Annotated in this window: 23 protein-coding genes; 6 read left to right on the top strand and 17 right to left on the bottom strand. The window is 61.2% G+C overall.

Annotated elements, in window-relative coordinates:
* Positions 1-66: 66 nt before the first annotated feature.
* A complete protein-coding gene (locus M0808_RS16765; RefSeq protein WP_041062583.1) occupies positions 67-1,239 on the bottom strand; it encodes a cystathionine gamma-synthase in 1,173 nt (390 codons plus the stop codon).
* A complete protein-coding gene (locus tag M0808_RS16760; RefSeq protein WP_225135284.1) occupies positions 1,236-2,612 on the bottom strand; it encodes a cystathionine beta-synthase in 1,377 nt (458 codons plus the stop codon). The genes M0808_RS16765 and M0808_RS16760 overlap by 4 nt, the downstream gene beginning before the upstream one ends.
* 392 nt (positions 2,613-3,004) lie before the next feature.
* Here M0808_RS16760 and metE point away from each other — a divergent pair, with 392 nt between their 5' ends.
* Positions 3,005-5,293, top strand: a complete 2,289-nt coding sequence (gene metE, locus M0808_RS16755; RefSeq protein WP_247841994.1) for a 5-methyltetrahydropteroyltriglutamate--homocysteine S-methyltransferase — start codon at positions 3,005-3,007, stop codon at positions 5,291-5,293.
* 123 nt (positions 5,294-5,416) lie between these two features.
* Here metE and M0808_RS16750 read toward each other — a convergent pair whose 3' ends face one another.
* Positions 5,417-6,352 carry a Ppx/GppA family phosphatase gene (locus tag M0808_RS16750; RefSeq protein WP_247841926.1) on the bottom strand — a complete coding sequence of 312 codons (936 nt, stop codon included), beginning with the start codon at positions 6,350-6,352 and terminating at the stop codon, positions 5,417-5,419.
* A 296-nt stretch (positions 6,353-6,648) separates the two neighbouring features.
* Here M0808_RS16750 and M0808_RS16745 point away from each other — a divergent pair, with 296 nt between their 5' ends.
* Together M0808_RS16745 and map are read left to right on the top strand one after the other, a co-directional pair.
* Entirely contained in the window at positions 6,649-6,876 is a 228-nt protein-coding gene (locus tag M0808_RS16745) for a ParD-like family protein (RefSeq protein ID WP_025111624.1), read from the top strand.
* Complete coding sequence (gene map, locus M0808_RS16740) at positions 6,873-7,664, top strand: type I methionyl aminopeptidase (RefSeq protein WP_247841925.1); 792 nt, start codon at positions 6,873-6,875, stop codon at positions 7,662-7,664. The genes M0808_RS16745 and map overlap by 4 nt, the downstream gene beginning before the upstream one ends.
* A gap of 201 nt (positions 7,665-7,865) precedes the next feature.
* On the opposite strand, the gene M0808_RS16735 is transcribed toward map, so the two are convergent.
* The 5 genes from M0808_RS16735 to ribBA all read right to left on the bottom strand — a co-directional run bounded on the left by M0808_RS16735 (position 7,866) and on the right by ribBA (position 13,275).
* Complete coding sequence (locus M0808_RS16735; protein WP_247841924.1) at positions 7,866-9,020, bottom strand: ABC transporter ATP-binding protein; 1,155 nt, start codon at positions 9,018-9,020, stop codon at positions 7,866-7,868.
* Between the two features lie 17 nt (positions 9,021-9,037).
* Positions 9,038-9,847, bottom strand: a complete 810-nt coding sequence (locus M0808_RS16730) for an ABC transporter permease (protein ID WP_025111627.1) — start codon at positions 9,845-9,847, stop codon at positions 9,038-9,040.
* A gap of 6 nt (positions 9,848-9,853) precedes the next feature.
* Positions 9,854-10,768 carry an ABC transporter permease gene (locus M0808_RS16725; RefSeq protein WP_247841993.1) on the bottom strand — a complete coding sequence of 305 codons (915 nt, stop codon included), beginning with the start codon at positions 10,766-10,768 and terminating at the stop codon, positions 9,854-9,856.
* Positions 10,765-11,790, bottom strand: a complete 1,026-nt coding sequence (locus tag M0808_RS16720; RefSeq protein WP_135295989.1) for an ABC transporter substrate-binding protein — start codon at positions 11,788-11,790, stop codon at positions 10,765-10,767. Before M0808_RS16720 ends, M0808_RS16725 begins: the two co-directional genes overlap by 4 nt.
* A 375-nt stretch (positions 11,791-12,165) precedes the next feature.
* Entirely contained in the window at positions 12,166-13,275 is a 1,110-nt protein-coding gene (gene ribBA / locus M0808_RS16715; protein ID WP_222014934.1) for a bifunctional 3,4-dihydroxy-2-butanone-4-phosphate synthase/GTP cyclohydrolase II, read from the bottom strand.
* 69 nt (positions 13,276-13,344) lie between these two features.
* On the opposite strand from ribBA, the gene M0808_RS16710 reads away from it, so the two are divergent.
* The gene (locus M0808_RS16710; protein WP_247841923.1) at positions 13,345-13,641 is read left to right on the top strand and encodes a DUF1330 domain-containing protein; all 297 of its coding nucleotides are present in this window, start codon (positions 13,345-13,347) and stop codon (positions 13,639-13,641) included.
* Between the two features lie 124 nt (positions 13,642-13,765).
* Here M0808_RS16710 and M0808_RS16705 read toward each other — a convergent pair whose 3' ends face one another.
* The 7 genes from M0808_RS16705 to M0808_RS16675 form a co-directional block, all read right to left on the bottom strand.
* Positions 13,766-14,329 carry an NUDIX hydrolase gene (locus M0808_RS16705; protein ID WP_098964282.1) on the bottom strand — a complete coding sequence of 188 codons (564 nt, stop codon included), beginning with the start codon at positions 14,327-14,329 and terminating at the stop codon, positions 13,766-13,768.
* A 1-nt stretch (position 14,330) separates the two neighbouring features.
* Positions 14,331-15,083, bottom strand: a complete 753-nt coding sequence (locus M0808_RS16700) for a GntR family transcriptional regulator (RefSeq protein WP_007968636.1) — start codon at positions 15,081-15,083, stop codon at positions 14,331-14,333.
* A gap of 58 nt (positions 15,084-15,141) precedes the next feature.
* The gene (locus tag M0808_RS16695) at positions 15,142-15,531 is read right to left on the bottom strand and encodes a carboxymuconolactone decarboxylase family protein (protein ID WP_027613073.1); all 390 of its coding nucleotides are present in this window, start codon (positions 15,529-15,531) and stop codon (positions 15,142-15,144) included.
* Between the two features lie 206 nt (positions 15,532-15,737).
* A complete protein-coding gene (locus M0808_RS16690; protein WP_247841922.1) occupies positions 15,738-16,223 on the bottom strand; it encodes a flavin reductase family protein in 486 nt (161 codons plus the stop codon).
* A 12-nt stretch (positions 16,224-16,235) separates the two neighbouring features.
* Positions 16,236-17,717, bottom strand: a complete 1,482-nt coding sequence (locus M0808_RS16685) for an aldehyde dehydrogenase (protein WP_247841921.1) — start codon at positions 17,715-17,717, stop codon at positions 16,236-16,238.
* On the bottom strand, positions 17,714-18,547 hold the full coding sequence (locus tag M0808_RS16680) for an alpha/beta fold hydrolase (RefSeq protein WP_247841920.1): 834 nt from the start codon (positions 18,545-18,547) through the stop codon (positions 17,714-17,716). The genes M0808_RS16685 and M0808_RS16680 overlap by 4 nt, the downstream gene beginning before the upstream one ends.
* A gap of 31 nt (positions 18,548-18,578) precedes the next feature.
* Positions 18,579-19,169, bottom strand: a complete 591-nt coding sequence (locus M0808_RS16675; RefSeq protein WP_098964278.1) for an amino acid synthesis family protein — start codon at positions 19,167-19,169, stop codon at positions 18,579-18,581.
* Between the two features lie 460 nt (positions 19,170-19,629).
* On the opposite strand from M0808_RS16675, the gene M0808_RS16670 reads away from it, so the two are divergent.
* Positions 19,630-20,673, top strand: a complete 1,044-nt coding sequence (locus M0808_RS16670) for a YCF48-related protein (RefSeq protein ID WP_247841919.1) — start codon at positions 19,630-19,632, stop codon at positions 20,671-20,673.
* Positions 20,670-23,054 carry an RND family transporter gene (locus tag M0808_RS16665; RefSeq protein ID WP_103369119.1) on the top strand — a complete coding sequence of 795 codons (2,385 nt, stop codon included), beginning with the start codon at positions 20,670-20,672 and terminating at the stop codon, positions 23,052-23,054. Before M0808_RS16670 ends, M0808_RS16665 begins: the two co-directional genes overlap by 4 nt.
* Before the next feature lie 305 nt (positions 23,055-23,359).
* On the opposite strand, the gene M0808_RS16660 is transcribed toward M0808_RS16665, so the two are convergent.
* Together M0808_RS16660 and M0808_RS16655 are read right to left on the bottom strand one after the other, a co-directional pair.
* Entirely contained in the window at positions 23,360-24,079 is a 720-nt protein-coding gene (locus M0808_RS16660; RefSeq protein WP_041062520.1) for a FadR/GntR family transcriptional regulator, read from the bottom strand.
* Positions 24,080-24,264: 185 nt separating this feature from the next.
* A complete protein-coding gene (locus M0808_RS16655; RefSeq protein WP_247841918.1) occupies positions 24,265-26,001 on the bottom strand; it encodes an IlvD/Edd family dehydratase in 1,737 nt (578 codons plus the stop codon).
* Between the last annotated feature and the right edge of the window lie 154 nt (positions 26,002-26,155).

The raw sequence follows: 26,155 nt of genomic DNA, 5'->3' as shown, positions 1-26,155 counted from the left end.
CCAGCACTGGCCGCCTACTCGAACACCAAAGCCCGCATTGCTGCGGGCTTTGTCGTTGTTGCAGGGTCAGATCTTCGTCAGCGCGTACGCCAGATCGGCGCGCAGGTCTTCGAGGTCTTCGACACCCACCGACAGACGCACCAAGCCATCGCCGATTCCGAGTTTTGCGCGGGTTTCAGCGGGAATGGTCGCGTGAGTCATGATCGCCGGATGCTCGATCAGGCTTTCAACACCGCCCAGGCTCTCGGCCAGGGCAAAGATCTTCACGTTTTCCAGAAAGCGCCGTGCACCCTCCAGATCACTGTTCAGATCCACCGAGATCATCCCGCCAAAACCGTGCATCTGCCGCTTGGCCAACTCATGCTGCGGGTGCGACGGCAGGCCCGGGTAGTAGACACGTTTGACCTGCGGTTGCTGCTCCAGCCACTTGGCCAGTTCCAGCGCGTTGCTGCAATGACGCTCCATGCGCAGCGCCAGAGTCTTGACCCCGCGCAAGGTCAGGAACGCATCGAACGGCCCGGAAATCGCGCCGACCGCGTTCTGCAGGAAGCCGAGTTTGTCCGCGAGCTCGGCATTCTGCCCAACCACCGCGATACCACCGATCACGTCGGAGTGACCGTTCAGGTACTTGGTGGTCGAGTGCAGCACGATGTCGAAACCCAGCTCCAGCGGGCGCTGAATGTACGGGCTGGCGAAGGTGTTGTCGGCAACGCTGATGATCCCGCGTGCGCGGCAGATGCGCGCAATCGCGGCCAGATCCGACAGGCTCAGCAGCGGGTTGGTCGGCGACTCGACAATCACCAGGCGGGTGTCGTCCTGCAGCGCCGCTTCGAACGCCGCCAGGTCAGTCAGATCGACGTAGCTGAAGCGATGCCCGGCGCTGCGCTGGCGCACCTTGTCAAATAGACGGAATGTGCCGCCGTACAGGTCATTGCCGGAGATCACGTGCGAACCGGCATCGATCAGTTCGAGCACGGTGGAAATGGTCGCCAGCCCGGAAGCGAACGCGAACGCGCGGGTGCCACCTTCCAGATCTGCCACGCAACGCTCCAGGGCAAAACGCGTCGGGTTGTGCGAGCGCCCGTAGTCGAAGCCCTTGTGCACGCCGGGGCTGTCTTGCAGGTAAGTCGAGTTGGCGTAGATCGGCGGCATCAGCGCACCGGTGGTCGGGTCAGGCGTTTGCCCGGCATGGATCACCCGGGTCGCGAAGCCTTGGGATTTATCGTCGTGCTGACTCATGCGAGGGATCTCCGTAATTGGTTGAGCATGTCGGTGCGGGTAATCAGGCCGTGGAAGCCGGAGGCGTCGGCAATGATCGCGACGAGGCCGCGACTGAGCACCGCTTCCAGCTCGGCGAGGTTGGCACCGGGGGCGAGGGTTTGCAGTTTGTCGGTCATCACGCTGGACACCGATTGACTGAAGCGCGCAGCGTCTTCGTGCACGGGCAGCAGGATGTCCGATTCGTCGATCACACCGACCAGTTGTTTACCTTCAACCAGCACCGGCAACTGCGAGACATCCGCCAGGCGCATGCGCTGGAACGCGGTCAGCAGGGTGTCGTCGGGGCCGACGCTAATCACGCGGCCATCTTCGAAGCGCCGGGCGATCAGATCACGCAGGTCGCCATAGCGTTTGCGCTGCAACAGGCCCTGATCGGTCATCCACTGGTCGTTGTAAACCTTGGACAGATAGCGCGTGCCGGTGTCGCAGACGAAGCTGACCACGCGTTTCGGCTCGGTCTGTTCGCGGCAATAACGCAGCGCGGCGGCGAGCAGGGTGCCGGTGGACGAACCCCCGAGAATGCCTTCAGCGCGCAGCAACTGGCGGGCGTGGTCGAAGCTTTCTTCATCGCTGATCGAGTAGGCGTGGCGCACGCTGGTGAGGTCGGTGATCGATGGAATGAAATCCTCACCGATGCCTTCTACCGCCCATGAACCGGGCGTCGGCATGGTGCCGTCGCGGCTGTACTGAGCCATCACCGAACCGACCGGGTCGGCGAGGACCATTTGCAGATCCGGCTGTACCCGTTTGAAGAAACGGCTCAGCCCGGTCAGTGTGCCGGCGGAACCGACGCCAACCACGATCGCGTCCAGATCATGCTCGGTCTGCGCCCAGATCTCCGGCGCGGTGCTGCATTCGTGGGCCAGCGGGTTGGCGGGGTTGTTGAACTGGTCAGCGAAGAACGCGCCGGGAATGTCTTTCGCCAGGCGTGCGGCCACGTCCTGGTAATACTCGGGATGGCCCTTGCCGACATCGGAGCGGGTGATGTGCACCTCGGCACCCATGGCTTTCAAGTGCAGGACTTTCTCGGTGGACATCTTGTCCGGGACTACCAGCACCACGCGGTAGCCTTTGGCCCGGCCGACCAGCGCCAGGCCCAGACCGGTGTTGCCGGCGGTGGCCTCGACGATGGTGCCACCCGGTTGAAGGCGCCCGTCGCGTTCAGCGGCATCAATCATCGCCAGACCGACGCGGTCCTTGATCGAGCCGCCGGGGTTTTGTGATTCCAGTTTGAGAAACAGTGTGCAGAGGCCGGTATCGAAGCGGGTAACTTGTACCAGCGGCGTATTGCCGATCAGCCCAAGTACGGCAGGGCGTGAATCCTTTGACATTTCTTCACCTCTTGTAGTGGTGTTGATCGCGTTCCATTCGCGGGGAAAAGCTCGCGTGCAACATAGGCGCAGACCTGATCTGTCGCAACCTTTAACCCGCCGCTGCGCCAGCCATTTCGATCTAACCATAGAACAGAATCGCAGCCTGCAAGCGCCCGGTTTCAGAGGGTTTACATCAAGGCGCCATCGAGTATTGAAAGGGCGTCGTGAGCTTCGCCTGCAGCTTGATCTGCGGATGAATATCCTGCAGGGCAAACCGTGTTTTCAGCGGAAAAACAGCTCACATTTGATCATGAGAGAAACTCGTGATCATCAAGATTAAAATGAGTTTGTCTCACTAGCGCTTGATCTCGACAATGGCCGCCATCAACAAGACATTGGAGTTGTTTGTCATGGCACTGGCCCATTCCCTCGGATTTCCGCGCATTGGTCGCGATCGCGAACTGAAAAAAGCGCAAGAGGCGTTCTGGAAAGGAGAACTGAACGAGGCCGGCCTGCGTGAAGTGGGTCGTGAACTACGCAAGGCCCACTGGGACTTGCAGAAGAACGCCGGCATCGAGCTGCTGCCGGTAGGCGATTTCGCCTGGTACGACCAGGTGCTGACCCACTCGCTGATGTTCGGCGTGGTTCCCGAGCGCTTCCGTCCGCATGACGGCAAGGCCAGCCTGCAAACCTTGTTCGGCATGGCCCGTGGTGTCAGCGACAGTTGCTGCGGCGGTGCCCATGCGCAGGAAATGACCAAGTGGTTCGACACCAACTACCACTATCTGGTCCCGGAATTCAGCGTCGATCAACAGTTCCAGCTCGGATGGGAACAGTTGTTCGAAGAAGTCGAAGAGGCCCGCGCACTGGGGCATAACGTCAAACCGGTGATCATTGGCCCACTGACTTATCTATGGCTGGGCAAGGCCAAAGGCGCCGAGTTCGACAAGCTGGAATTGCTTGATCGCCTGCTGCCGCTGTACGGACAGATCTTTGCGCGCCTCGCCGCCCTTGGTGTGGAATGGGTGCAGATAGACGAGCCGATTCTGGTGCTCGACTTGCCCCAGGAGTGGAAAAACGCTTTCGAGCGAGCCTATAACCAGATCCAGCGTGATCCGCTGAAGAAACTGCTCGCCACTTACTTCGGTGGTCTGGAAGAGAACCTCGGTCTGGCCGCCAATCTGCCGGTCGACGGTTTGCACATCGACCTGGTGCGTGCAGCGGAACAGTATCCGACCATCCTTGATCGCCTGCCGGCCTACAAAGTGCTGTCGCTGGGTGTGGTCAACGGCCGCAACGTCTGGCGCTGCGACCTGGAACATGCGCTGGCGACTTTGCAGCATGCACATGAGCGCCTGGGTGATCGCCTGTGGGTCGCGCCATCGTGCTCGTTGCTGCACAGCCCAGTGGATCTGAACCGCGAAGACCAGCTCGATGCCGAGCTGAAAAGCTGGCTGGCGTTTGCCGTGCAGAAGTGCGAGGAAGTCGCCGTGCTGGCGCAGGCGGTCAGCGAGCCGGAAGCGCCGAAAGTGCTGCGCGCCTTGGCCCAAAGTCGCTCGGTACAGACCAGCCGCGCCGCCTCGCCTCGTATTCACAAACCGGCAGTGCAGGCCCGTGTCGCGGCCATTACCGCGCAGGACAGCCAGCGCCAATCGCCGTTTACCCAGCGCATCGCCAAGCAGCGCGCCAGCCTCGATTTGCCACTGTTCCCGACCACCACTATCGGTTCGTTTCCGCAAACTGCGTCGATCCGCCTGGCGCGTCAGTCGTTCAAGCAAGGCAAACTGAGCGAAGCCGAATACACCGAAGCCATGTACAGCGAAATTCGCCACGCCGTGCAAATCCAGGAACAGTTGGGCCTCGACGTGCTGGTGCACGGTGAAGCCGAGCGCAACGACATGGTCGAGTACTTCGCCGAGCAACTCGACGGCTACGTATTCACCCGTTTCGGCTGGGTGCAGAGCTATGGTTCGCGTTGCGTGAAACCGGCGGTGATCTTCGGTGATCTGAGTCGTCCGCAAGCCATGACCGTGGAGTGGATCCGTTACGCCCAGGGCCTGACCGGCAAGGTCATGAAAGGCATGCTGACGGGACCTGTGACCATGCTGATGTGGTCGTTCCCGCGCGAAGATGTGTCCCGTGAGGTTCAGGCGCGGCAACTGGCGCTGGCGCTCCGTGACGAAGTGGTGGATCTGGAAGCCGCCGGAATCAGGATCGTGCAGATCGACGAAGCCGCATTCCGCGAAGGTCTGCCGCTGCGCCGCGCGCAATGGCAGCACTATCTGGACTGGGCAACCGAAGCGTTCCGCCTGTGTGCCTCCGGTGTACGCGACGAAACGCAGATCCATACGCACATGTGCTACAGCGAGTTCAATGATGTGATCGAGTCCATCGCGGCGATGGACGCCGATGTGATCACCATCGAAACCTCGCGCTCGGACATGGAACTGCTGGAGGCGTTCGAGGCCTTCGATTACCCGAACGAGATCGGCCCGGGCGTCTACGACATCCACTCGCCGCGGGTGCCGGATGCTTCGGAAATGGCCAACCTGCTGCGCAAGGCAGCGCTGCGGATTCCGGCGGAACGGTTGTGGGTCAACCCGGATTGCGGTCTGAAAACCCGTGGCTGGCCGGAGACTGAAGCGGCGTTGGTGCACATGGTTGCCGCCGCCCGCCAGCTCCGCAAAGAACTGGCATAAAGCGCTAACTCCGTCTCTGTGGGAGCGGGCTTGCTCGCGAAAGCGGAGTGTCAGCTAAATAATTTTCGACTGACACTCCGCCTTCGCGAGCAAGCCCGCTCCCACACGGGAGTGTGCAGGGTGTCAGTGACGGCTCATCAAGCCGTGCAACACACCGAGGCGCAGCCCCGGTTCCGACGGCACCATCTGCGAAATGCCAAACACCTTGAACGCCGCCAGCATCAGCACCAGCCCTCCCGGGAGGATGCTCTGGCGATGCGGTTGCAGACCGGCGAGCTTCAGTTGTTGAACGTTCTTCACCTTCAGCAGCAACAGCGACAGGCGCAACAACCCACCATAGGTGATGCCATCCTGACCGAAGTCATTCAAGCGATTAGCCTTGAGCACCTTCGCCAGCATCCGCGCCGTGCCCGACGAGCCAATGGTCTGTTGCCAGCCCTGCGCGCGGTAGCGGCGGGCGACTTTTTCGAATTGCAGGATCGCCACGCGCTCGGCTTCCTGCAGCGCACCGGGCGCAATGCGTCCATCAGGGAAATAGCGTGCGCCCAGGCTGCCGCTGCCAATGGCGATGCTTTCGGTGAGCAGCGGTTGCGACCCCTGGCCGAGAATCAGCTCGGTGGAACCACCGCCAATGTCTACCACCAGCCGCATGTCCTCCGCCCCCGGTAGGGAGTGGGCGACGCCGGCATACACCAGTTGCGCCTCTTCATGGCCGGAAATGACGTCGATACGAAACCCCAGATGGCGTTCGGCACTGTGCAGAAACAACTGCGCATTGTCAGCCTCGCGTACTGCGCTGGTCGCCACGGCCCGCACCTTGCCGGCCTCGAAGCCGCGCAGTTTCTTGCCGAACCGCGCCAATGCCTGCCAGCCTCGATCCAGCGCCATTTCATCCAGAGCACCGCCGTCAAAGCCCTCGGCCAGCCGCACCGGTTCACGCAGGGTTTTGACTTCCTGAATCATGAAGCCTTTTCGACTGCGGACCGACTGGCCGATCATCAGGCGAAACGCATTCGAGCCCAGGTCGATGGCGGCAAACAGCGAGGCGTCTTCTTTCATGGGAATCCCTGCAAGCATCCGTCGAAGGCTCAAGACGGTTTGCGAGGATTCTGCGGTGCGCTTGATGACATCCTGATGACTGGGCAGGGGCGGCTGAATGAATTTGCGGCTGTCATGACACTGTCATTATCCGGCGTCTATGCTGCGGCCAATACATCGCGTGTTCTTAAAGTTTTTGCTGCCTCTTTGGGCAGCTTTTTTTTGCCCGCGATTTGGCAAGCCGTGCGCAAGGTTTGCAATCGTGGGCGTCCCTTGGCTAATATACGATCCATATACACTTCGTATCGGATTCGGATATGGGCATCGTAAAGATTTCAGAAGACATGCACGAGAACCTGCGTATCTCCAGCACCGCGCTCAGCCGCTCGATCAACGCGCAGGCCGAGCACTGGATGCGCATCGGCATGCTCGCCGAGCTGCACCCCAACCTCGACCACAGCGCCATTTGCCGCTTGCTGATCCGCGCCGAACAGAACGGCGGGCTGGATCTGCATCAACTGACTCAGGAAGCCGTCAGCGCATGAGAAATCAGATCAAGATCAATACCCCTGCGGAAATCGCGAAGTCACGTGCGGCGGGCAAACTCGCCGCCGAAGTGCTGGCGATGCTGGTGCCGCACGTCAAGGCTGGGGTGACGACCGATGAGCTGGATCGGTTGTGCAACGATTACATCGTCAACGTGCAGAAAGCGATTCCGGCCAACGTCGGTTATCACGGTTTCCCGAAAACCGTCTGCGCCTCGGTCAACGACGTGGTGTGCCACGGCATCCCGTCGGGCACACCGTTGAAAGACGGCGACATCGTCAACCTCGACATCGCAGTGATCAAGGACGGCTGGTTCGGCGACACCAGCCGCATGTACGTGGTCGGCGAGGCGACGCCTGAAGCACAACACCTGATCAAGACCACCTACGACGCGATGTGCGCGGGCATCCGCATGGTGCGTCCGGGCGCGACACTGGGCGACATCGGTCATGCGATCCAGAGCCTGGCGGAGAGCGAAGGTTTCAGCGTGGTGCGCGAGTACTGCGGGCATGGCATTGGCAAGGTGTATCACGATGAACCGCAGATCCTGCATTACGGTTTTCCCAATCAGGGCATGAAGCTCAAGGCGGGGATGATCTTCACCGTCGAACCCATGCTCAATGCCGGCAAGCGCCATGTGAAGAACATGCCGGATGGCTGGACGGTGCTGACCAAGGATGGCTCGCTGTCGGCGCAGTGGGAGCATATGGTCGCGGTGACCGAAACCGGCTTCGAAATTCTCACGGCGTGGCCGGATCAGATTGAAGGCTACCGCGCTATTCCCTGAGACCGTGCTGACAGCTTCCCTCACCCTAGCCCTCTCCCGGAGGGAGAGGGGACTGACTGGATTGTCTGGACGAGTTACGCCGACCTGAAATATCGGGTCGAACCCAGGTCTTGACCATCATGGTGATCGGCTCCCTTTCCCCCTCGCCCCCTTGGGGGAGAGGGCTGGGGTGAGGGGGGGAATCCCACAGACGACACGCTATCAGTGAGAACCGGCCGCTTTGTTGAGGTCGCTTTCAGCCCATTCGGTGTAGACGCAGGCATCCGCCGTGGCCCAGCGCACTCGCACCGGATCGCCAGCCTTGAGCGGCATGCCCGCCGCCGACAGCGCTTTAACCGTCATCGAAGTACCGCCCGACGTCACCACGCTGCACGTCTGGCTTTCGCCAAGGAACAACACTTCCACTACTTGCGCCGACACCTCATTCCAACCCGCCGCCAACGGCTCTTCGCTCGCCTGTTGCACGCTCAGCGCCACCGCCTTTTCCGGACGCACCATCAGCAGTACATCCTGATCGGTATGCAAGCCTGCGGTCAGGCGAATCGACAATGACTGTCCTTCAAACGAAGCCGCCGCATTGCCCTGGGCCTTGAGCTTGAGGAAGTTCGAGTTGCCGAGGAACGACGCGACAAACGCATTCGGCGGATTCTGATACAGGTCATAACCGCTGCCCAAACCAACAATCTTGCCGTGACTGAAAATCGCGATGCGCTGCGACAGGCGCATGGATTCTTCCTGATCGTGGGTCACGTAGACGATGGTGATGCCCAGGCGCCGATGCAGCTGGCGCAGTTCATCCTGCAGGTCTTCACGCAGTTTTTTGTCCAGCGCACCGAGCGGTTCGTCCATCAGCAGAATGCGTGGCTCGTAGACCAGCGCCCGGGCGATGGCGACGCGTTGCTGCTGGCCGCCAGAGAGTTGCGAAGGGCGGCGATGGGCGAATTGTTCGAGCTGCACCAGTTTCAACATCGCATCGACACGCTTGTCACGTTCGGCGGCGGCGAGTTTGCGAATCGCCAACGGGAAAGCGATGTTGTCGCGCACCGACAGATGCGGGAACAGCGAATAGCGCTGGAACACCATGCCGATGTCGCGTTTGTGCGGCGGCACGTTGACCAGCGACTGACCGTTGACCAGGATCTCGCCGCTGCTCGGGGTTTCGAACCCGGCGAGCATCGACAGCGTGGTGCTTTTGCCCGAGCCGCTGGAACCGAGGAAGGTCAGGAACTCGCCGTCCTTGATGTCCAGCGAGATGTTGTCGACGGCGGCAAAGTCGCCGTAGTGCTTGTTCAGATTGCGCAGGCTGACCAGGGGTTTGTCGTTCTGCTGGGATGCGTCTTTGATCACGGCACTCATGTCGTACTCCTGGGCGCTCAGGCGCTGATTTCGTTGCGCCGGCGCAGCGCGGCGGCGATCACCATGACCAATACCGACAGGCCGATCAGCAGCGTCGAAGCGACGGCGATCACCGGGGTCAGGTCCTGGCGCAAAGTGGTCCACATTTTTACGGGAAGGGTTTGCAGGGTCGGGCTGGCCATCATCACGCTGAGCACCACTTCGTCCCACGAAACCAGAAAGGCGAAGAGGGCGCCGGCGACCATGCCCGGACGGATCGCCGGGAACGTCACCTTGAACACCGCTTGCAGGCGTGAGGCGCCGCAGATCACCGCCGCGTCTTCAATCGACTGATCGAACAGCTTCAGCGAGTTGATGATCGAGATGATGGTGAACGGCAGCGCGACGATCACATGGCTGACCACGAAGGCAAACATGGTCCCGGTGTAACCGAGCTTGAGAAATAGCGCGTACACCGCCACCGCGATGATCACCAGCGGCACGATCATCGGCAGGGTGAACAGACCGTAGAGCATTTCCCGACCGGGAAAGCGCCCGCGCACCAGCGCAAACGCGGTTGGCAGACCGAGGGCCACGGCGCAGATCGTCGTCAGCACGGCAACCTTGAGGCTGGCCGCCGCAGCGTTCATCCAGTCGGCGTTGGAGAAGAACTGGCCGTACCATTTCAGCGTCCAGCCCGGCGGTGGGAACACCAGCCACTGCGACGAGCCGAACGACAGCAGGACGATGAACACGATCGGCAACAGCAGGAACAAACCGATCAGTCCGGTGGTTGCATACAAGCCGAAACGCATCCGCCGGCTCATGGCATTGGGAGTCAGGAGCATCTCGGCTTACCTCGTGTTGCTGGCGCCAACCGGGGATTCCGGCTGAAGCTTCAGGTAGAAGTAGAACAGCACCAGCGTGATCGCGATCAGCAACGCGGCGCCGGCACTGGCCAGGCCCCAGTTGAGGAACGATTGCACCTGCTGAATGATGAACTCCGGCAGCATCATGTTCTGCGCCCCACCCAGCAGCGCCGGGGTGACGTAGTACCCGAGCGACATCACGAACACCATCAACCCGCCGGACGCCAGGCCCGGCCGGCACAGCGGCAGGAACACCCGGAAAAAGTTGGTCCACGGACTGGCGCCGCAGATCGAGCCGGCCTGCAGGATCATCGGGTCGATGGCCTGCATGGTCGCCTGCAACGGCAGGACGATGAACGGGATCATGATGTAGCTCATGCCGATCACCACGCCGGTGAGGTTGTGCACCATTTCCAGCGGCTGATCGATGATCCCCAGCGCCATCAGCGCCTTGTTGATCACGCCCGAGGCTTGCAGCAGCACCAGCCACGAATAGGTGCGGGCGAGCAGGCTGGTCCACATCGACAGCAGCACGATGTTGAGAATCCAGCGGCCCCAGCCGCGCGGCACCAGGGTGATCGCCCAGGCCAGCGGAAAGCCCAGCAACAGGCTGAAAATCGTTACCAGTCCGGCCACCGAAAAGGTGTTGAGCAGCACCCGTGCATACGCCGAGTTGGCGAACAGTTGTTCATAGTTGCCAAGGCCCGGGGTCGGTTCGAGCACGCCGCGCAACAGCAGGCCAATCAACGGCGCCAGGAAGAATAAACCGAGGAACAATAGTGCCGGGGCGAGATTGCCGGCACCTTTCCAGCGTTGTCTGAGGGAGGGGGTCGAGCCGGCAACGCCGGTGGCGCTCCCGGTCACCGTTGCAGGACGGGGCGCAGTGGCCGCCATTTTCATTTGACCAGCCATTCGTTCCACCGTGTCGCGATGGCTTGACCGTTCTTGGCCCAGTACGCGAAATCAAGAGTGATCTGATCCTTGGCGTAAGCCGTCGGCAGGTTCGGGGCCAGCACCGAGTCCAGGCGCGCCACGCTGTCGACGTTGACCGGGGCGTAGGCGGTCAGGTTGGAGAAGTCGGCCTGGCCTTTGGCACTGCTGGCGTTGGCCAGAAACTTCATCGCCGCGTCCTTGTTTTTCGAACCCTTTGGAATCACCAGAATGTCGGCCATGACGAGGTTCTGTTTCCAGCTCACACCCACCGGCGCGCCGTCTTCCTGCAGAGCGTGAATCCGGCCGTTCCAGAACTGACCCATGCTCGCTTCACCGGAGGCCAGCAGTTGCTGCGACTGCGCGCCGCCGCCCCACCAGACGATGTCTTTCTTGATGGTGTCGAGTTTCTTGAAGGCGCGATCCAGATCCAGCGGGTAGAGCTTGTCGGCCGCTACGCCGTCGGCCAGCAGCGCCAGTTCGAGCACGCCGGGGCTTGGCCATTTGTACAGGGCGCGTTTGCCGGGGTAGGTCTTGGTGTCGAACAGCGCGGTCCAGTCTTGCGGCTTGGCCGCGCCGAGCTTGCCTTCGTTGTAGCCGAGGACGAAGGAGAAGAAGAACGAGCCGACGCCGTAATCGCTGACGAAACGCGGGTCGATCTTGTCGCGCTGGATGACTTTGAAATCGAGGGGTTCGAGCAGGCCTTCGGAAGCGGCGCGCAGGGCAAAGTCGGCTTCGACATCGACCACGTCCCATTGCACGTTACCGCTCTCGACCATGGCTTTGAGTTTGCCGTAGTCGGTCGGGCCGTCTTGCACCACGGTGATGCCGCTGGCCTTGCTGAACGGATCGGCCCAGGCCTGTTTCTGCGCATCCTGGGTGCTACCGCCCCAGCTGACGAAGTTCACGCTTTCGGCGGCCATTGCAGCCTGGCCGGTCACGCTCAGCAGTCCCGCAAAAAGGATTGCGGTTGCAGCTTTGTTCAACACCATTTTTACGCCCTCATTGTTGTGTTTTTGAGCGGGCTTGCGTTGTTGCCCGCCTGTCGGGAGCAGTAGCCGGACGGTTTTTCAGGTCGTTCGGTCTATGGAATATCATATTATGGTATTCCAAACTTTGTGCAAGCACTTTGCCTTACCGGTTATCTGTTGATTCTGGTTTTTTGCCCGTGCTCGGCACGAGTCATAGGGCGCACTTTAGAACCAGCCCCTCACCCCAGCCCTCTCCCAATGGGAGAGGGGAAAGGGAGCCGATCTCCATGCTGTTTAAAACTTGAGTTCGACTCGCAGTTTCAGGTCGATGTATAGCGGTAGAACAACTCGGTCGGCTCCCTCTAACTCCGGGAGAGGGCTGGGGTGAGGGCAGTGTTATTCGGTGAAGGGGATGCTCTCGACCACCTCCAGGTCATACCCGGTCAACCCGGCATATTTGAGCGGCGGCCCCAGATGCCGCAGCTTGCCCACCCCCAGGTTCTGCAGAATCTGCGCCCCGGTGCCCACCTCCGAATAAATCCGTGATTGCGAGCGGCTGAACTGCCGCGGCGGCTGGGTCAGTTGCGGCACGCGCTCCAGTAGCGCCTGCGACGATTCATGATTGGCCAACACCACCACAACCCCATGACCTTCCGCCGCGACCCGTTGCAACGCCGCCCACAGCGTCCAGTTGCTTGGCCCGCTGTACTCGGCGCCGACCAGATCACGCAGCGGATCGATCACATGCACGCGTACTAACGTCGGCTCTTCGCGGCGCAGATCGCCCATGACCATCGCCATGTGCACACCGCCCTCAATGCGGTCTTCAAAGGTGATCAGACGGAACGTGCCATGCACCGTCGGCAGCTCACGTTCGCCGATGCGTTCGATGGTGTGCTCGGTGCTCAGGCGATAATGAATCAGGTCAGCGATGGTGCCGATCTTGATTCCGTGCTTACGGGCGAACACTTCCAGATCCGGACGCCGGGCCATGGTGCCGTCGTCGTTCATCACCTCGACGATCACCGAGGCCGGGGTGAAACCGGCGAGGCGGGCGAGGTCGCAGCCGGCCTCGGTGTGGCCGGCGCGGGTCAGCACGCCGCCTTCCTTGGCGCGCAGCGGGAAGATGTGCCCGGGTTGCACCAGGTCTTCAGCGCGGGCGTCTTTAGCGACGGCGGCCGCGACCGTACGCGCACGGTCAGCCGCAGAAATGCCAGTAGTCACGCCGACCGCCGCTTCAATCGACACGGTAAACGCGGTACTGAACACGCTGCCGTTGCTCGGCACCATTTGCTCAAGGCCCAGGCGCTGGCAGTGCTCGTCGGTCAGTGTCAGGCAAATCAGCCCGCGCGCCTCACGCGCCATGAAGCTGATCGCCTCGGGTGTGCAGCAGTCGGCGGCCAGCAGCAGGTCGCCTTCGTTTTCCCGATCTTCGTCATCGACCAGCAGGACCATTTTGCCGAGGCGATAATCTTCGAGGATTTCTTCGATGCTGTTGAAGGCCATGCTGGACTCTCAGGGTTGGTTGCAAATAATATTGGTATACCATAATACAAAATCAACAAAGAGGTCACTATGAAGGCGTACTGGATTGCCCACGTGGATGTCGACGATGCCGAGCATTACAGCCAATACACCCAGCGCGCACCGGCAGCCTTCGCCGCGTTCGGCGCGAAATTTCTGGCCCGGGGCGGACGCAGCCAGGCGCTGGAGGGCAGGGCTACCCCTCAGCGTAGCGTGGTGATCGAATTCGAGAGCTATGAGAAGGCCGTGGCGTGCTACCACTCGGCGGCGTATCAGGAGGCGAAACGTTATCGCGAGGAATGGGCGAGGGCGGAGATCGTCATCGTAGAAGGCATCGCCCCACTTTAAGCAACACCGAAAATCCCCTGTGGGAGCGGGCTTGCTCGCGAAGGCGTCGTGTCAGTCGATAGAAATGTTGAATGATTGACCGCATTCGCGAGCAAGCCCGCTCCCACAGGGGGATAGGTGGTGATCAGCGGATAAAGTGGATTTTCCCGCTGTCATCATTGCCCATGTAGATCCCATACACCCCGGCCTGACGCTCCTCGATGTAACGCTCAAGAATCTGCCGGATCGCCGGGTAATAGATCTGCTCCCACGGAATGTCCTCGGGGGCGAAGAATTTGTAGTCCAGGGTTTCCGGGCCGAACTGGCCGGTGATCTCCAGCGCGATTGCGCGGAAGATGATGTACACCTCGCTGATCTTCGGCACGCTGAAAATCGAATAGGGCGAGACGATTTCCGCGCGCACGCCGCTTTCTTCCCAGACTTCACGCAGCGCCGCCTGCTCGGTGGTCTCGCCGCTTTCCATGAAGCCGGCCGGCAGTGTCCAGGTGCCCGGACGCGGGGGGATCGCCCGTTGGCACAAGAGGTATTTGCCGTCCTGCTCGATGATGCAGCCGGCGATGATCTTCGGATTGACGTAGTGGATATAGCCGCAGCCGCGGCACATCAGGCGCTCGTGCGTATCGCCCGGCGGTACCTGCTGACCGAGGTCAGGGCCACCGCATTTCGGGCAAAAGCTCGGGCTGAACATGTCAGTGACCTATACGCGGTTCTTTCAGCGCGATCGGCAGAGTGATGTTCGGCGTGGCGCCAGTCTCTTCCTGTTTGCGCTTGAGGTAGTCGAGGGCCACGGCCGCAGCGGCGCGCACGTGATCGACACAGGCCTGATGCGCCGCCAGCGGATCGCCGCTCTTGATCGCCTCGACCATTTTTTCCATTTCGTGGTTACTGGCGCCGCGACGGTTTTCCTGGGACACCGAGGTCGCCCGCAGGTAGCTGATGCGCGCCTGCAACTGGCGCAATTGAGTGGCCGCAACGTGGTTGCCCGAGCCTTCGAGCAGTACGTCGTAGAAGCCCTGCACCGAGTCGATCACCTGCTGCAGTTCGCCGTCCTTGAGCGCCTTGCGGTTCTCGTCGAGGGCTTTTTCCAGGGCCTTGATGTCCTTGGCCTTGGCACGCAGGGTGAACAGCTGGACGATCAGGCCTTCGAGCACGCAGCGCAGCTCATAGATGTCGACTGCATCGGCAAGGGTGATGATCGCCACCCGTGGGCCTTTGGCATCGGCGAACTCGACCAGACCTTCGGACTCCAGGTGGCGCAAGGCTTCGCGCACCGATGTGCGGCTGACACCGAGGCGGTCGCACAGATCGCGCTCCACCAGACGATCACCGGGCATGAGCTGAAAATTCATGATCGCGCTACGCAGTTTATCCAGCACGATTTCGCGCAGGGTAACGGGGTTGCGATTGACCTTGAAGCTGTCGTCGAGTGGCTGGCGTTTCATGGGGTCCGCTCTTTACTGTGGCTGTCCATGCCAGACGGGCATCAAAACAGCCGAGGGGTTAACTGGAGGCCTCGGCGTCGGCTTCGGCGAAGGCTTCACGGGCGAGCCGGAAACTGTCCACGGCTGCCGGGACGCCGCAATAAATACCGACCTGAAGCAGAATTTCGCGTATTTGCTCACGACTCAGGCCGTTACGCAAGGCGCCGCGCACATGCAGCTTGAGTTCGTGCGGACGGTTGAGCGCCGAGATCATCGCCAGGTTGATCATGCTGCGCTCCTTGAGCGACAAACCCTCACGGCCCCAGACATGGCCCCAGCAGTATTCGGTGACCATTTCCTGCAGTGGGCGGGTGAAGTCGTCGGCGTTGTCGATGGAGCGCTGCACGTAGGCTTCGCCCAGCACCTGGGTGCGGATCTTCAGGCCTTTTTCGTACTTTTCGTTACTCATCATTCCTCCTCACAACAGAGACCCCCTTTTGGAATGAAACCTGTGGTGAGGGGATTTATCCCCGACGGGGTGCGAAGCGCCCCCAAACCTGCAACCGCGAATTGCCAGACACACCGCGTGCAAGGATCTTACGACTGCTTCGCAGCCGGTCGGGGATAAATCCCCTCACCACAATGGGCAGTTCCACAGTGGGATCTATGTATCCATCAGGCCAGGGTTGGCAACGGCCCGAGCTTGCCCTTGTGATAAATCATCGGCGTCACCGGTTGCTCGGGCAGGATCAGGTTCTTCACCGCGCCGACAATGATCGCGTGATCACCACCGTCGTATTCACGCCACAACTCGCACTCGATGATTGCTGTGGCCTTGGCGAGGATCGGGTTACCGAGTTCGCTCAAATGCCATTCGATGCCGTTAGCCTTGTCCTTGCCTTTACCGGCGAAAGCGTAGGCCTCGGCGGTCTGGTCGGCGGACAGCAAATGGATTGCGAATTTCTTGCTGTCGCGCAGCACCGGGTAGGTGTCGGAAGCGTAGTTGGGGCAGAACAGCACCAGCGCCGGATCAATCGACAGCGCGCTGAAGGCGCTGGCGGTGATGCCGACGATGCCGCCCTCCGGGCCGAGGGTGGTGACCACCGTGACTCCGGACGGAAACGAGCTCATGACGTCTTTGTAAATGCCGGGTTCGATCATGTCGCAGGACTCCTAGCGCATCACAAACGGATCAGGCATCGGTGCCTGAGAGAGATTGATCCACACCGTTTTCAGTTCGGTATAGGCCAGCACCGAATCGATGCCGCTTTCGCGTCCATAGCCACTGTTCTTGAAGCCGCCGATCGGCGCCATCGCCGACACCGCGCGGTAGGTGTTGACCCAGATAATTCCCGAACGCACATCCCGCGCCAGACGATGGGCGCGGCCCAGGTCGCGAGTCCAGATGCCGGCGGCGAGGCCGAATTGCGAGTCGTTGGCGATTGCCAGCGCCTCGGCTTCGTCTTTGAAGCGAATCACCGATGCCACCGGGCCGAAGACTTCTTCCTGCATGATCTTCATCGAGTTGCGGTCGCACTCGAACAGCGTCGGCTCGTAGAACCAGCCGTCACCGAGATTAGTCGGACGCTTGCCGCCGGTGCGCAACCGCGCGCCTTCAGCAAGGGCATCAGCAACCAGACCTTCGACCACCGCCAATTGCTGCGCGGTGGCCATCGGACCCATTTCGCTGTGGTCTTCCTGCGGGTTGCCGATGCGGATGCGCTGGGCGCGTTCGACCAGTCGATTGACGAACTCGTCGTAGATTTCGTCCTGCACCAGCAAACGTGAGCCGGACACGCAGCTCTGGCCCGAGGCCGCATAGATCCCGGCAATCGCGCCGTTGATCGCGCTGTCCAGATCGGCGTCGGCGAAGATGATGTTCGGCGATTTGCCGCCGAGTTCCAGCGACAGTTTGGCGAAGTTTTCGGCGCTGCTGCGCACCACGTGCCGGGCCGTGGCCGCGCCGCCGGTAAAGGCGATCTTGCGGATCAGCGGATGACGGGTGAGGGCGGCGCCGGTGCTCGGGCCGTAACCGGTGACGACGTTGACCACGCCCGGCGGAATCCCGGCTTCGAGGGCCAGTCGCGCCAGCTCAAGGATGGTCGCCGAGGCGTGCTCGGACGGCTTGATCACGATGGTGTTGCCGGCTGCGAGGGCCGGCGCCAGTTTGATCGCGGTCAGGTACAGCGGGCTGTTCCACGGAATGATCGCGGCAACCACACCCATCGCTTCGTGCACGGTGTAGGCAAACAGGTCGGGCTTATCCAGCGGCAGGGTGCCGCCTTCGAGCTTGTCGGCCAGGCCTGCGGTGTAGTGGAAGAACTCCGGCAGATAGCCGACCTGACCCCGGGTTTCGCGGATCAGTTTGCCGTTGTCGCGGCTTTCCAGCTGCGCCAGTTGTTCCTTGTTTTCCGCGATCAGGTCACCGAGACGGCGCAGCAGTTTGCCGCGTGCGGTGGCGGTGAGGCCGCGCCAGGCCGGGCTGTCGAAAGCCGTCTGCGCCGCTTGCACGGCGCGTTCGACATCGGCTTCATCGGCATCAGGCAGCTCGGCCCAGGCTTGCGCGCTGGCCGGGTTGAGGCTTTCGAAGGTCTTGCCGGAGAGGGCGTCGACCCATTCTCCGCCGATGCACATCTGGAAGCGTGCGAGTGTCATGCAACGATCCCCTTTATAGGGTTTTGTCGGGAGTGTGCGAATTCGAGAAATTCCAGCAGCGTCTGGTTGACCAGCCGCGGCGACTCTACCGGCATCATATGCCGTTGCTCGGACAGCACCGCAACCTTCGCGCCGGGGATGCGTCGGGCCAGTTGCTCGGCCATTTCCGGGGTGGAACCGGGGTCGAGTTCGCCGGTGGCGATCAGCGTCGGCGCCTGGATGCTGCCGAGGTCGTCGGCGCGGTACATGTCCTGCGTGGCGAACAGTTCGTAAGTGGTCAGGTAACCCTGCGGGTCATTGCCGGCCAAGGTCTGACGAATGGCTGCGATCTGCGCCGGGTTGGCCGCCTGATATTCACGGCTGAACCAGCGCGACAGCGCCGCTTCGGCGTTGGCATCCGGGCCGTGCTCAGCGGCCTGCGCGGTACGGGCGATAACCCCGGCGCGCTGTTCTTCACTGCGGTTGAACACGCTGTTAAGCACCACCAGGCTTTGCAGGCGCTCCGGGTAGTGCAGGGCAAACGCCCGTGCCACCAGTCCGCCCATGGAGAAACCGATCACCGCAGCCTGAGGCAGATTCAGGTGATCGAGCAGCTCCAGCAACTGATCGGCATAACCGAGCAGGCCGGTGCCGCTGGCCGGGCGCGGGCTGGCGCCGTGGCCGAGCATGTCGTAGGCGATCACCTGGTACTGGGCAGACAGGCCAACGATCTGGCCGCCCCACATTTCTTTGTTCAGGCCCACGCCGTGGATCAAGACCACGGGCTGGCCTTGGCCGGTCGCCAGGTAACTGGTGCCAGCCGGGGTGAGTTCAGCGGTGAGCCGAATCATGGAGCGCTCCTGCAATGCCTTTTTATTGTGATTACTGGGCTTTTTCGGCGGCCAGTTCTTCCAGATCGATGTAGCGGTTGCCGATGCGCGGGTGCAGGCGACCACCGTCGGCGCACCCGAGCACCACCACGATTTCGTCGGCACGCGGCGCGTCTTCGATCTGCATTTCCAGAGTGATGTAGTGCGAACGCTGGCCTTCGTCGTCCTTGTGCATCATCGGGATCTGAATCGAAGTGCCCGGGCCGCCGCGCTTGTTGGTGAAGCTCAGGTAGCTCTTGGCCTTGACCGCTTCGCGGTAGTGATTGCCGAAGCGCAGGGTGTGGATCACCGCCGAGGCGTGTTCGATTTCGCCGTCGGCGCCGACCACTGCTGCCTTGCCGTAAGCCTCGATCTTCTCGGCACCGCCGATGATGCCCACCAGCCGCTCGACCATCAGCGCGCCGAGGTCGGAGCAGTTGGCGCGGATCTGCGGTTTCAGATCCTCAACGAAACCGTTGCCGACCCACGGGTTTTTCATCACCACGGCCAGGCCGACCATGGTCACTGGCTTGTCAGTGGCCTTGCCGCCTTCGATGAAGGTTTCTTCGACATAGCTGACGATCTTGCGAATTTCGAAACTCATGAGCTGCTCCGTAAGGGGATTGAGAGTGTCTGTGCGTCTGATGGTATACCATAATACCGATCGTGCAAGTCCCCCACGCAAGATTTGCCGGATCCATCCGGCGAATGGCGGTGTATTCACTGCCAGCCCCAATCTCACAAACACCATTACACCCTGTGGGAGGGGGCTTGCTCCCGAAAGCGGTGGATCAGTCGACATCTCGGGTGCCTGACACAGCGTCTTCGGGAGCAAGCCCCCTCCCACGATGGAAATCACCGCTGACAGGAGGGTCATCCGGTTAACAAAAGATAACGTGGCGCCGATTGTCAGACGTTTCCAAAGCCCGATAGGATGAGCCAGCTTCCCAAGGCGCTCTGGACTGCGGGTTTCACGGCTATGCTTGTGACCTGTCAGTTACCACGAGCACCCTTGCGGCGCCCTAAGGCCCAATGGCCTAACAATAATAAATAGGGGAAGGTCTATGAGTCGTTGCCGCCCGCCGGCGTTTCGCAACACCGCGTTGCTGGCCACAGCCCTCACACTGCTGGGCTGTGCTGCCTTGTCGGCACCCGTGCTGGCCGCCGAAGCGCCCGCCGACGGGGTGTATTCCACCGAATCGGCCAAAGCCGCCAAAAGCCTGATACTCGATGTTGTCCACGCCGGCACCCGGTTGGTGGCGGTGGGTGATCGCGGGCACATTCTCTATTCCGATGACCAGGGCAAGACCTGGACCCAGGCCAAGGTGCCGACCCGGCAACTGCTGACGGCGGTGTATTTCGTCGACGACAAGCACGGCTGGGCTGTCGGTCACGACGCGCAGATTCTCGCCAGCGAAGACGGCGGCCTGACCTGGAGCAAACAGTTCGAAGACCTCAAGCGCGAAGCACCGCTGCTCGACGTCTGGTTCCAGGACGTTAATCACGGTGTTGCGGTCGGTGCTTACGGTGCGCTGCTGGAAACCACCGACGGCGGCAAGAACTGGCAAGACGTCAGCGACCGCCTCGACAATCAGGATCAGTTCCACCTCAACGCCATCGCCGCCGTCAAGGACGCCGGGCTGTTCATCGTCGGCGAGCAGGGCAGCATGTTCCGCTCCCCGGACTGGGGCCAGACCTGGGAGAAAATCCAGGGCCCGTATCAAGGCTCGCTGTTCGGCGTGATCGGCACCGCGCAGGCGCAGACTCTGTTGGCCTACGGCCTGCGCGGCAACCTCTACCGCTCCAGCGATTTCGGCAGCACCTGGCAGCAGGTCGAACTCAAGGCTGCGCGCGGTACGCTGGAGTTCGGTCTGTCCGGCGCGACCCTGCTCGCGGATGGCTCGATTGTGATCGTCGGCAACGGCGGCTCGGTGATCAGCAGCAGCGACAACGGCGAAACCTTCAGCGTGTTCAACCGCCCGGACCGCATCTCGCTGTCCTCGGTGACGGCGGCCGGTGACGGCAATCTGATTCTGACCGGGCAGGGCGGCGTGCACACCACGCAGCCCAACGGCGCCGAGATCAATAATAAGAAGGCGGGGCTATGACTTCCTTGATCACTCCTCAGCAGGACAAAGCGACGCTCCTCGAACGTCTGATTTTCAACAACCGCCCGGCCGTGATCCTGATCTGCCTGGTGGTCAGCATTTTCCTGTTCTGGCAGGCCACGCTGATTCGCCCATCCACCAGTTTCGAAAAAATGATCCCGCTCAAGCATCCGTTCATCGAGAAGATGATGGAGCACCGCAACGATCTGGCGAACCTGGGCAACACCGTACGGATTTCGGTGGAAGCCAAAGACGGCGACATCTTCTCCAAGGAGTACATGGAGACCCTGCGGCAGATCAACGACGAAGTGTTCTACATCTCCGGCGTCGACCGTTCCGGCCTCAAGTCGCTGTGGAGTCCGAGCGTACGCTGGACCGAAGTGACCGAGGAAGGTTTTGCCGGCGGTGAAGTGATTCCGCAGAGCTACGACGGCTCGCCGGACAGCCTCGACATGCTGCGCAACAACGTCCTCAAGTCGGGGCAGGTCGGGCGTCTGGTGTCCAATGACTTCAAGTCGAGCATCGTCGACATCCCGCTGCTGGAGTCCTACCCGGACCCGCAGGATCAGGGCAAGCTGCTGGCGCTGGACTACCGCCAGTTCTCCCATGAACTCGAAGACAAGATCCGCAACAAGTTCGAAGCGCAGAACCCCAACGTCAAGATCCACATCGTCGGTTTCGCCAAGAAGGTCGGTGACCTGATCGACGGTCTGGTGATGGTGGTGATGTTCTTCGGCATCGCCTTCGTCATCACCCTGATCCTGCTGCTGTGGTTCACCAACTGCCTGCGCAGTACCGTGGCGGTGTTGAGCACCACGCTGGTGGCGGTGGTCTGGCAGCTCGGGCTGATGCACTTCTTCGGTTTCGGGCTGGATCCGTACTCGATGCTGGTGCCGTTCCTGATCTTTGCCATCGGCATTTCCCACGGCGTGCAGAAGATCAACGGGATCGCCCTGCAATCGAGTGAAGCTGACAACGCCCTGACCGCGGCGCGGCGCACCTTCCGGCAACTGTTCCTGCCGGGGATGATCGCGATTCTCGCTGACGCCGTGGGCTTCATCACGCTGCTGATCATCGACATCGGGGTGATCCGCGAACTGGCGATCGGCGCCTCCATCGGCGTGGCGGTGATCGTGTTCACCAACCTGATCCTGCTGCCGGTGGCGATTTCCTATGTCGGCATCAGCAAGCGCGCGATTGCCAAGAGCAAGAAGGACGCGAATCGCGAACATCCGTTCTGGCGCTTCCTGTCGAACTTCGCCAGCCCGAAAGTCGCACCGATCTCCATCGCTTTGGCGCTGATCGCTTTCGGCGGCGGCCTCTGGTACAGCCAGAACCTGAAAATCGGCGACCTCGACCAGGGTGCACCGGAGCTGCGTCCGGACTCGCGCTACAACAAGGACAACAACTTCATCATCAACAACTACTCCACCAGTTCCGATGTGCTGGTGGTGATGGTCAAGACCGCCACGGAAGGCTGCTCGCGCTACGAAGCCATGGCGCCGATCGATGAGCTGATGTGGAAGATGCAGAACACCGAGGGCGTGCAGTCGGCGATCTCGCTGGTGACCGTGTCCAAGCAGATGATCAAGGGCATGAACGAGGGCAACCTGAAATGGGAAACCCTGTCGCGCAACCCGGATGTGCTGAACAACTCGATCGCCCGCGCCGACGGCCTGTACAACAACAGCTGTTCGCTGGCGCCGGTGTTGATCTTCCTCAACGACCACAAGGCCGAAACCCTCGACCGTGCGGTACACGCGGTGCAGGAATTCGCCAAGGCCAACAACAAGGACGGTCTTGAATTCATCCTCGCCGCCGGTAACGCCGGGATCGAAGCGGCCACCAATGAAGTGATCAAACAGGCCGAACTGACCATCCTGATCCTGGTGTACATCTGCGTCGCGGTGATGTGCATGATCACCTTCCGTTCATGGGCGGCGACTCTGTGCATCGTCCTGCCGCTGGTACTGACCTCGGTACTGGGCAACGCGCTGATGGCGTTCATGGGCATCGGCGTCAAAGTCGCGACCCTGCCGGTGGTGGCGCTGGGCGTGGGGATCGGCGTGGACTACGGGATCTACATCTACAGCCGACTGGAAAGTTTCCTGCGCGCCGGGCTGCCGTTGCAGGAAGCCTATTACCAGACCCTGAAATCCACCGGTAAAGCGGTGCTGTTCACCGGTCTGTGCCTGGCCATCGGCGTGTGCACCTGGATCTTCTCGGCGATCAAGTTCCAGGCCGACATGGGCCTGATGCTGACCTTCATGTTGCTGTGGAACATGTTCGGTGCGCTGTGGCTGCTGCCGGCGCTGGCGAAGTTCCTGATCAAACCGGAGAAGCTGGCGGGGCAGAAGGGCAATTCGCTGTTTGCTCACTGATCCGGATGCCTGAAACGACGAAGCCGCAACCTTAGGGTTGCGGCTTTTTTATGAGTCAAGATCAAAAGCCCCTCACCCTAGCCCTCTCCCAGAGGGAGAGGGGACTGACCGAGGTGTGCGGCTTGATACATCGACCTGGAAATACCGAATCGATTATGGATTCACAGCAAATCATGAGATTTGAGATACCAGCCGATTATGGATTCAAAGCAAATCGTTCACGTCGGTGTAGGTCGTCAATATTCCCGGATCGGTCCCCTCTCCCTCGGGGGGAGGGCTAGGGTGAGGGCAAGCGGTCTCAAGGCTTACGAAAGATCCGCCCCAAGCACAACACTCAAGGCACTGCGCGCATCATCCAGCTGAACCAGCGTCGCGTGGCGGGCGCCAAGGGCATCACGGTTCTCGATCGCGGTAAGAATCGCCTTGTGCCGAGGCAACGCCAGTTCATGCAGATTCGGCCGTTGATTCGAATGCTTCAACGCCTCGGCAATCGCCACCGAAAGCATGTTGCACAGGTTCGCCAGCAGATCGTTATGGGTCGCGTCAGCGATGCGGCTGTGGAAGTCCAGGTCCGGTTGCAGCAAGGCTTCCGGCGTCGGCGCTGCTTCCATGCGTTGATAGGCCTCGCCGATGGCGGCGATGTCGGCCTCGGTCGCGTGCTGAGCGGCGAGGGCGGCGGCGGCCGGTTCGATGATGCTGCGCACACTGGTCAGCACATTGAAGAATTCATTCTGCGGACTGCTTTGCATCAGCCAGTGCAGCACATCCGGGTCGAGCATGTGCCACTCGCGACGGGCCTTGACCACCGTGCCGACGCGCGGTTTTGAATACACCAGCCCCTTGGCCACCAGCACCCGCGTGGCTTCGCGCAACACCGGCCGGCTCACCGCATATTCCTCGCACAACAGCGCTTCGGCGGGCAGTTTGTCGTCGGGCAAAAAACGTCCGGAGACGATCTGCATGCCCAGTTCCTGGACAATGCGCGAGTGCATGCTTTTACGGTCGGAAGGTTTGCGGTAATCCATGGGGAACGGCGCGATCCTGAGCGATGGAGATGCCGCGCATCATAGCAGGCGTGGCGCATTCTTGAGGCGGGTAAAGAACAACTGTGGGAGCGAGCTTGCTCGCGAAAGCGGTGGGTCAAACAACATTGCAGTTGAATGTACCGCCGTCTTCGCGAGCAAGCTCGCTCCCACAGGGATTTGTGTGATCAGTGGGAATGACGCGGGACTTCCGCCCCTCGGCAACCGACGAGGAAGTCGAAATCACAACCCTGATCCGCCTGCAGCACATGGTCGATGTACAGCTGACGATAGCCGCCGACCAGTAGCTGCTGCGGTGGTTGCAGATCTGCCATGCGCGCCGCCAGTTCGGCATCTGGAATATCCAGATGCAAACGCCCGCTGGCGCAATCCAGCTCGATCCAGTCACCTTCCTGCACCACCGCCAACGGCCCGCCGGCTGCCGCTTCCGGGGCAACGTGCAAAACCACCGTGCCATACGCAGTGCCGCTCATCCGTGCATCGGAGATGCGCACCATGTCGGTCACGCCCTGAGCCAGCAGCTTGGCCGGCAAGCCCATGTTGCCCACCTCGGCCATGCCCGGATAACCCTTCGGCCCGCAATTCTTCATCACCAGAATCGAATCTTTATCGACATCCAGTTCCGGATCATTGATCCGCGCCTTGTACATGTCGAAGTTTTCAAACACCACCGCACGACCGCGATGCTGCATGAGTTCAGGTGTGGCCGCGGACGGCTTGAGCACCGCACCCAGCGGTGCCAGATTACCGCGCAGCACGCAGATACCGCCGTCAGCGCGGATTGGATTGTCGAGGGTGCGGATCACTTCGTCCTCGCCGTAGATCGGCGCGTCCTGGGTGTTCTCGCCCAGCGTCTTGCCGTTGACCGTCAGCGCATCGGGATTGGGGATCAGATTGGCTTCGCCGAGACGGCGCAGCACCGCCGGCAAGCCACCGGCGTAGTAAAACTCTTCCATCAGGAAACGCCCGGACGGTTGCAGGTCGACGATGGTCGGCATGCCGCGCCCGATGCGGGTCCAGTCGTCCAGATCCAGCTCGACGCCGATGCGACCGGCGATGGCTTTCAAGTGGATCACCGCGTTGGTCGAACCGCCGATGGCGGCGTTGACCCGAATGGCGTTTTCAAAGGCTTCCTTGGTCAGGATCTTCGACAGGCGCAAGTCTTCGCGCACCATCTCCACCGCGCGCATGCCGGACATGTGCGCCAACACGTAACGTCGCGCATCGACTGCCGGAATCGCCGCGTTGTGCGGCAGGGACGTGCCCAGTGCTTCGGCCATGCAAGCCATGGTCGACGCGGTGCCCATGGTATTGCAGGTGCCCGCCGAGCGTGACATGCCGCCCTCGGCCGCGAGGAAATCGTCGATGGTGATAGTGCCGGCCTTGACCTGTTCGCTGAGCTGCCAGACCACCGTGCCCGAGCCGATGTCCTTGCCCTTGTGCTTGCCGTTGAGCATCGGCCCGCCGGTGACGACGATCGCCGGCACATCGCAACTGGCCGCGCCCATCAGCAGCGCCGGGGTGGTTTTGTCGCAGCCGGTCAGCAGCACCACGCCGTCAATCGGGTTGCCGCGAATCGCTTCTTCGACGTCCATGCTTGCCAGGTTGCGGGTGAGCATGGCGGTCGGGCGCAGGTTCGACTCGCCATTGGAGAACACCGGGAATTCCACCGGAAAGCCACCGGCCTCGATCACCCCGCGTTTGACGTGCTCCGCAATCTGGCGGAAATGCGCGTTGCACGGGGTCAGTTCCGACCAGGTGTTGCAGATGCCGATGATCGGCTTGCCATGAAACTGGTGGTCGGCGATGCCCTGATTCTTCATCCAGCTGCGGTACATGAAGCCGTTCTTGTCGGCAGTGCCAAACCATTGGGCCGAGCGCAGGGTGGGTTTCTTCTCAGACATGATCGATTCTCTTATTGTAAGACTATTGTTTGCGAGTCACGGCTAAACATAAGCGCAAAATCGCCGCTTTGGAAGTGTTGTTGGGTAATTAGTATTACTATATAGTCGTTTTCGGTGGAGGGATTGGCCCTGACGGTGTTCCGCGAGAGGCGTC

This window comes from Pseudomonas sp. MWU12-3103b (assembly GCF_023100615.1).
GTDB lineage: Bacteria > Pseudomonadota > Gammaproteobacteria > Pseudomonadales > Pseudomonadaceae > Aquipseudomonas > Aquipseudomonas putida_A.
The sequence above is the reverse complement of the archived record's forward strand: the minus strand, read 5'-3'. Positions and strand labels throughout refer to the sequence as shown.

Excerpts from the sequence above, each read along its gene's own strand:
- M0808_RS16670 (WP_247841919.1), top strand. The coding sequence starts at position 19,630 with ATGAGTCGTTGCCGCCCGCCGGCGTTTCGCAACACCGCGTTGCTGGCC.
- M0808_RS16655 (WP_247841918.1), bottom strand. The coding sequence starts at position 26,001 with ATGTCTGAGAAGAAACCCACCCTGCGCTCGGCCCAATGGTTTGGCACT.
- M0808_RS16760 (WP_225135284.1), bottom strand. The coding sequence starts at position 2,612 with ATGTCAAAGGATTCACGCCCTGCCGTACTTGGGCTGATCGGCAATACG.
- metE (WP_247841994.1), top strand. The coding sequence starts at position 3,005 with ATGGCACTGGCCCATTCCCTCGGATTTCCGCGCATTGGTCGCGATCGC.
- M0808_RS16730 (WP_025111627.1), bottom strand. The coding sequence starts at position 9,847 with ATGCTCCTGACTCCCAATGCCATGAGCCGGCGGATGCGTTTCGGCTTG.
- M0808_RS16750 (WP_247841926.1), bottom strand. The coding sequence starts at position 6,352 with ATGAAAGAAGACGCCTCGCTGTTTGCCGCCATCGACCTGGGCTCGAAT.
- M0808_RS16765 (WP_041062583.1), bottom strand. The coding sequence starts at position 1,239 with ATGAGTCAGCACGACGATAAATCCCAAGGCTTCGCGACCCGGGTGATC.
- M0808_RS16665 (WP_103369119.1), top strand. The coding sequence starts at position 20,670 with ATGACTTCCTTGATCACTCCTCAGCAGGACAAAGCGACGCTCCTCGAA.
- M0808_RS16705 (WP_098964282.1), bottom strand. The coding sequence starts at position 14,329 with ATGTTCAGCCCGAGCTTTTGCCCGAAATGCGGTGGCCCTGACCTCGGT.
- M0808_RS16725 (WP_247841993.1), bottom strand. The coding sequence starts at position 10,768 with ATGAAAATGGCGGCCACTGCGCCCCGTCCTGCAACGGTGACCGGGAGC.
- M0808_RS16680 (WP_247841920.1), bottom strand. The coding sequence starts at position 18,547 with ATGATTCGGCTCACCGCTGAACTCACCCCGGCTGGCACCAGTTACCTG.
- M0808_RS16685 (WP_247841921.1), bottom strand. The coding sequence starts at position 17,717 with ATGACACTCGCACGCTTCCAGATGTGCATCGGCGGAGAATGGGTCGAC.
- M0808_RS16695 (WP_027613073.1), bottom strand. The coding sequence starts at position 15,531 with ATGAGTAACGAAAAGTACGAAAAAGGCCTGAAGATCCGCACCCAGGTG.
- M0808_RS16745 (WP_025111624.1), top strand. The coding sequence starts at position 6,649 with ATGGGCATCGTAAAGATTTCAGAAGACATGCACGAGAACCTGCGTATC.
- M0808_RS16690 (WP_247841922.1), bottom strand. The coding sequence starts at position 16,223 with ATGATCGAACCCGGCATTTACAAAGACGTCATGAGCTCGTTTCCGTCC.
- map (WP_247841925.1), top strand. The coding sequence starts at position 6,873 with ATGAGAAATCAGATCAAGATCAATACCCCTGCGGAAATCGCGAAGTCA.
- M0808_RS16710 (WP_247841923.1), top strand. The coding sequence starts at position 13,345 with ATGAAGGCGTACTGGATTGCCCACGTGGATGTCGACGATGCCGAGCAT.
- ribBA (WP_222014934.1), bottom strand. The coding sequence starts at position 13,275 with ATGGCCTTCAACAGCATCGAAGAAATCCTCGAAGATTATCGCCTCGGC.
- M0808_RS16700 (WP_007968636.1), bottom strand. The coding sequence starts at position 15,083 with ATGAAACGCCAGCCACTCGACGACAGCTTCAAGGTCAATCGCAACCCC.
- M0808_RS16720 (WP_135295989.1), bottom strand. The coding sequence starts at position 11,790 with ATGGTGTTGAACAAAGCTGCAACCGCAATCCTTTTTGCGGGACTGCTG.
- M0808_RS16675 (WP_098964278.1), bottom strand. The coding sequence starts at position 19,169 with ATGAGTTTCGAAATTCGCAAGATCGTCAGCTATGTCGAAGAAACCTTC.
- M0808_RS16735 (WP_247841924.1), bottom strand. The coding sequence starts at position 9,020 with ATGAGTGCCGTGATCAAAGACGCATCCCAGCAGAACGACAAACCCCTG.
- M0808_RS16660 (WP_041062520.1), bottom strand. The coding sequence starts at position 24,079 with ATGGATTACCGCAAACCTTCCGACCGTAAAAGCATGCACTCGCGCATT.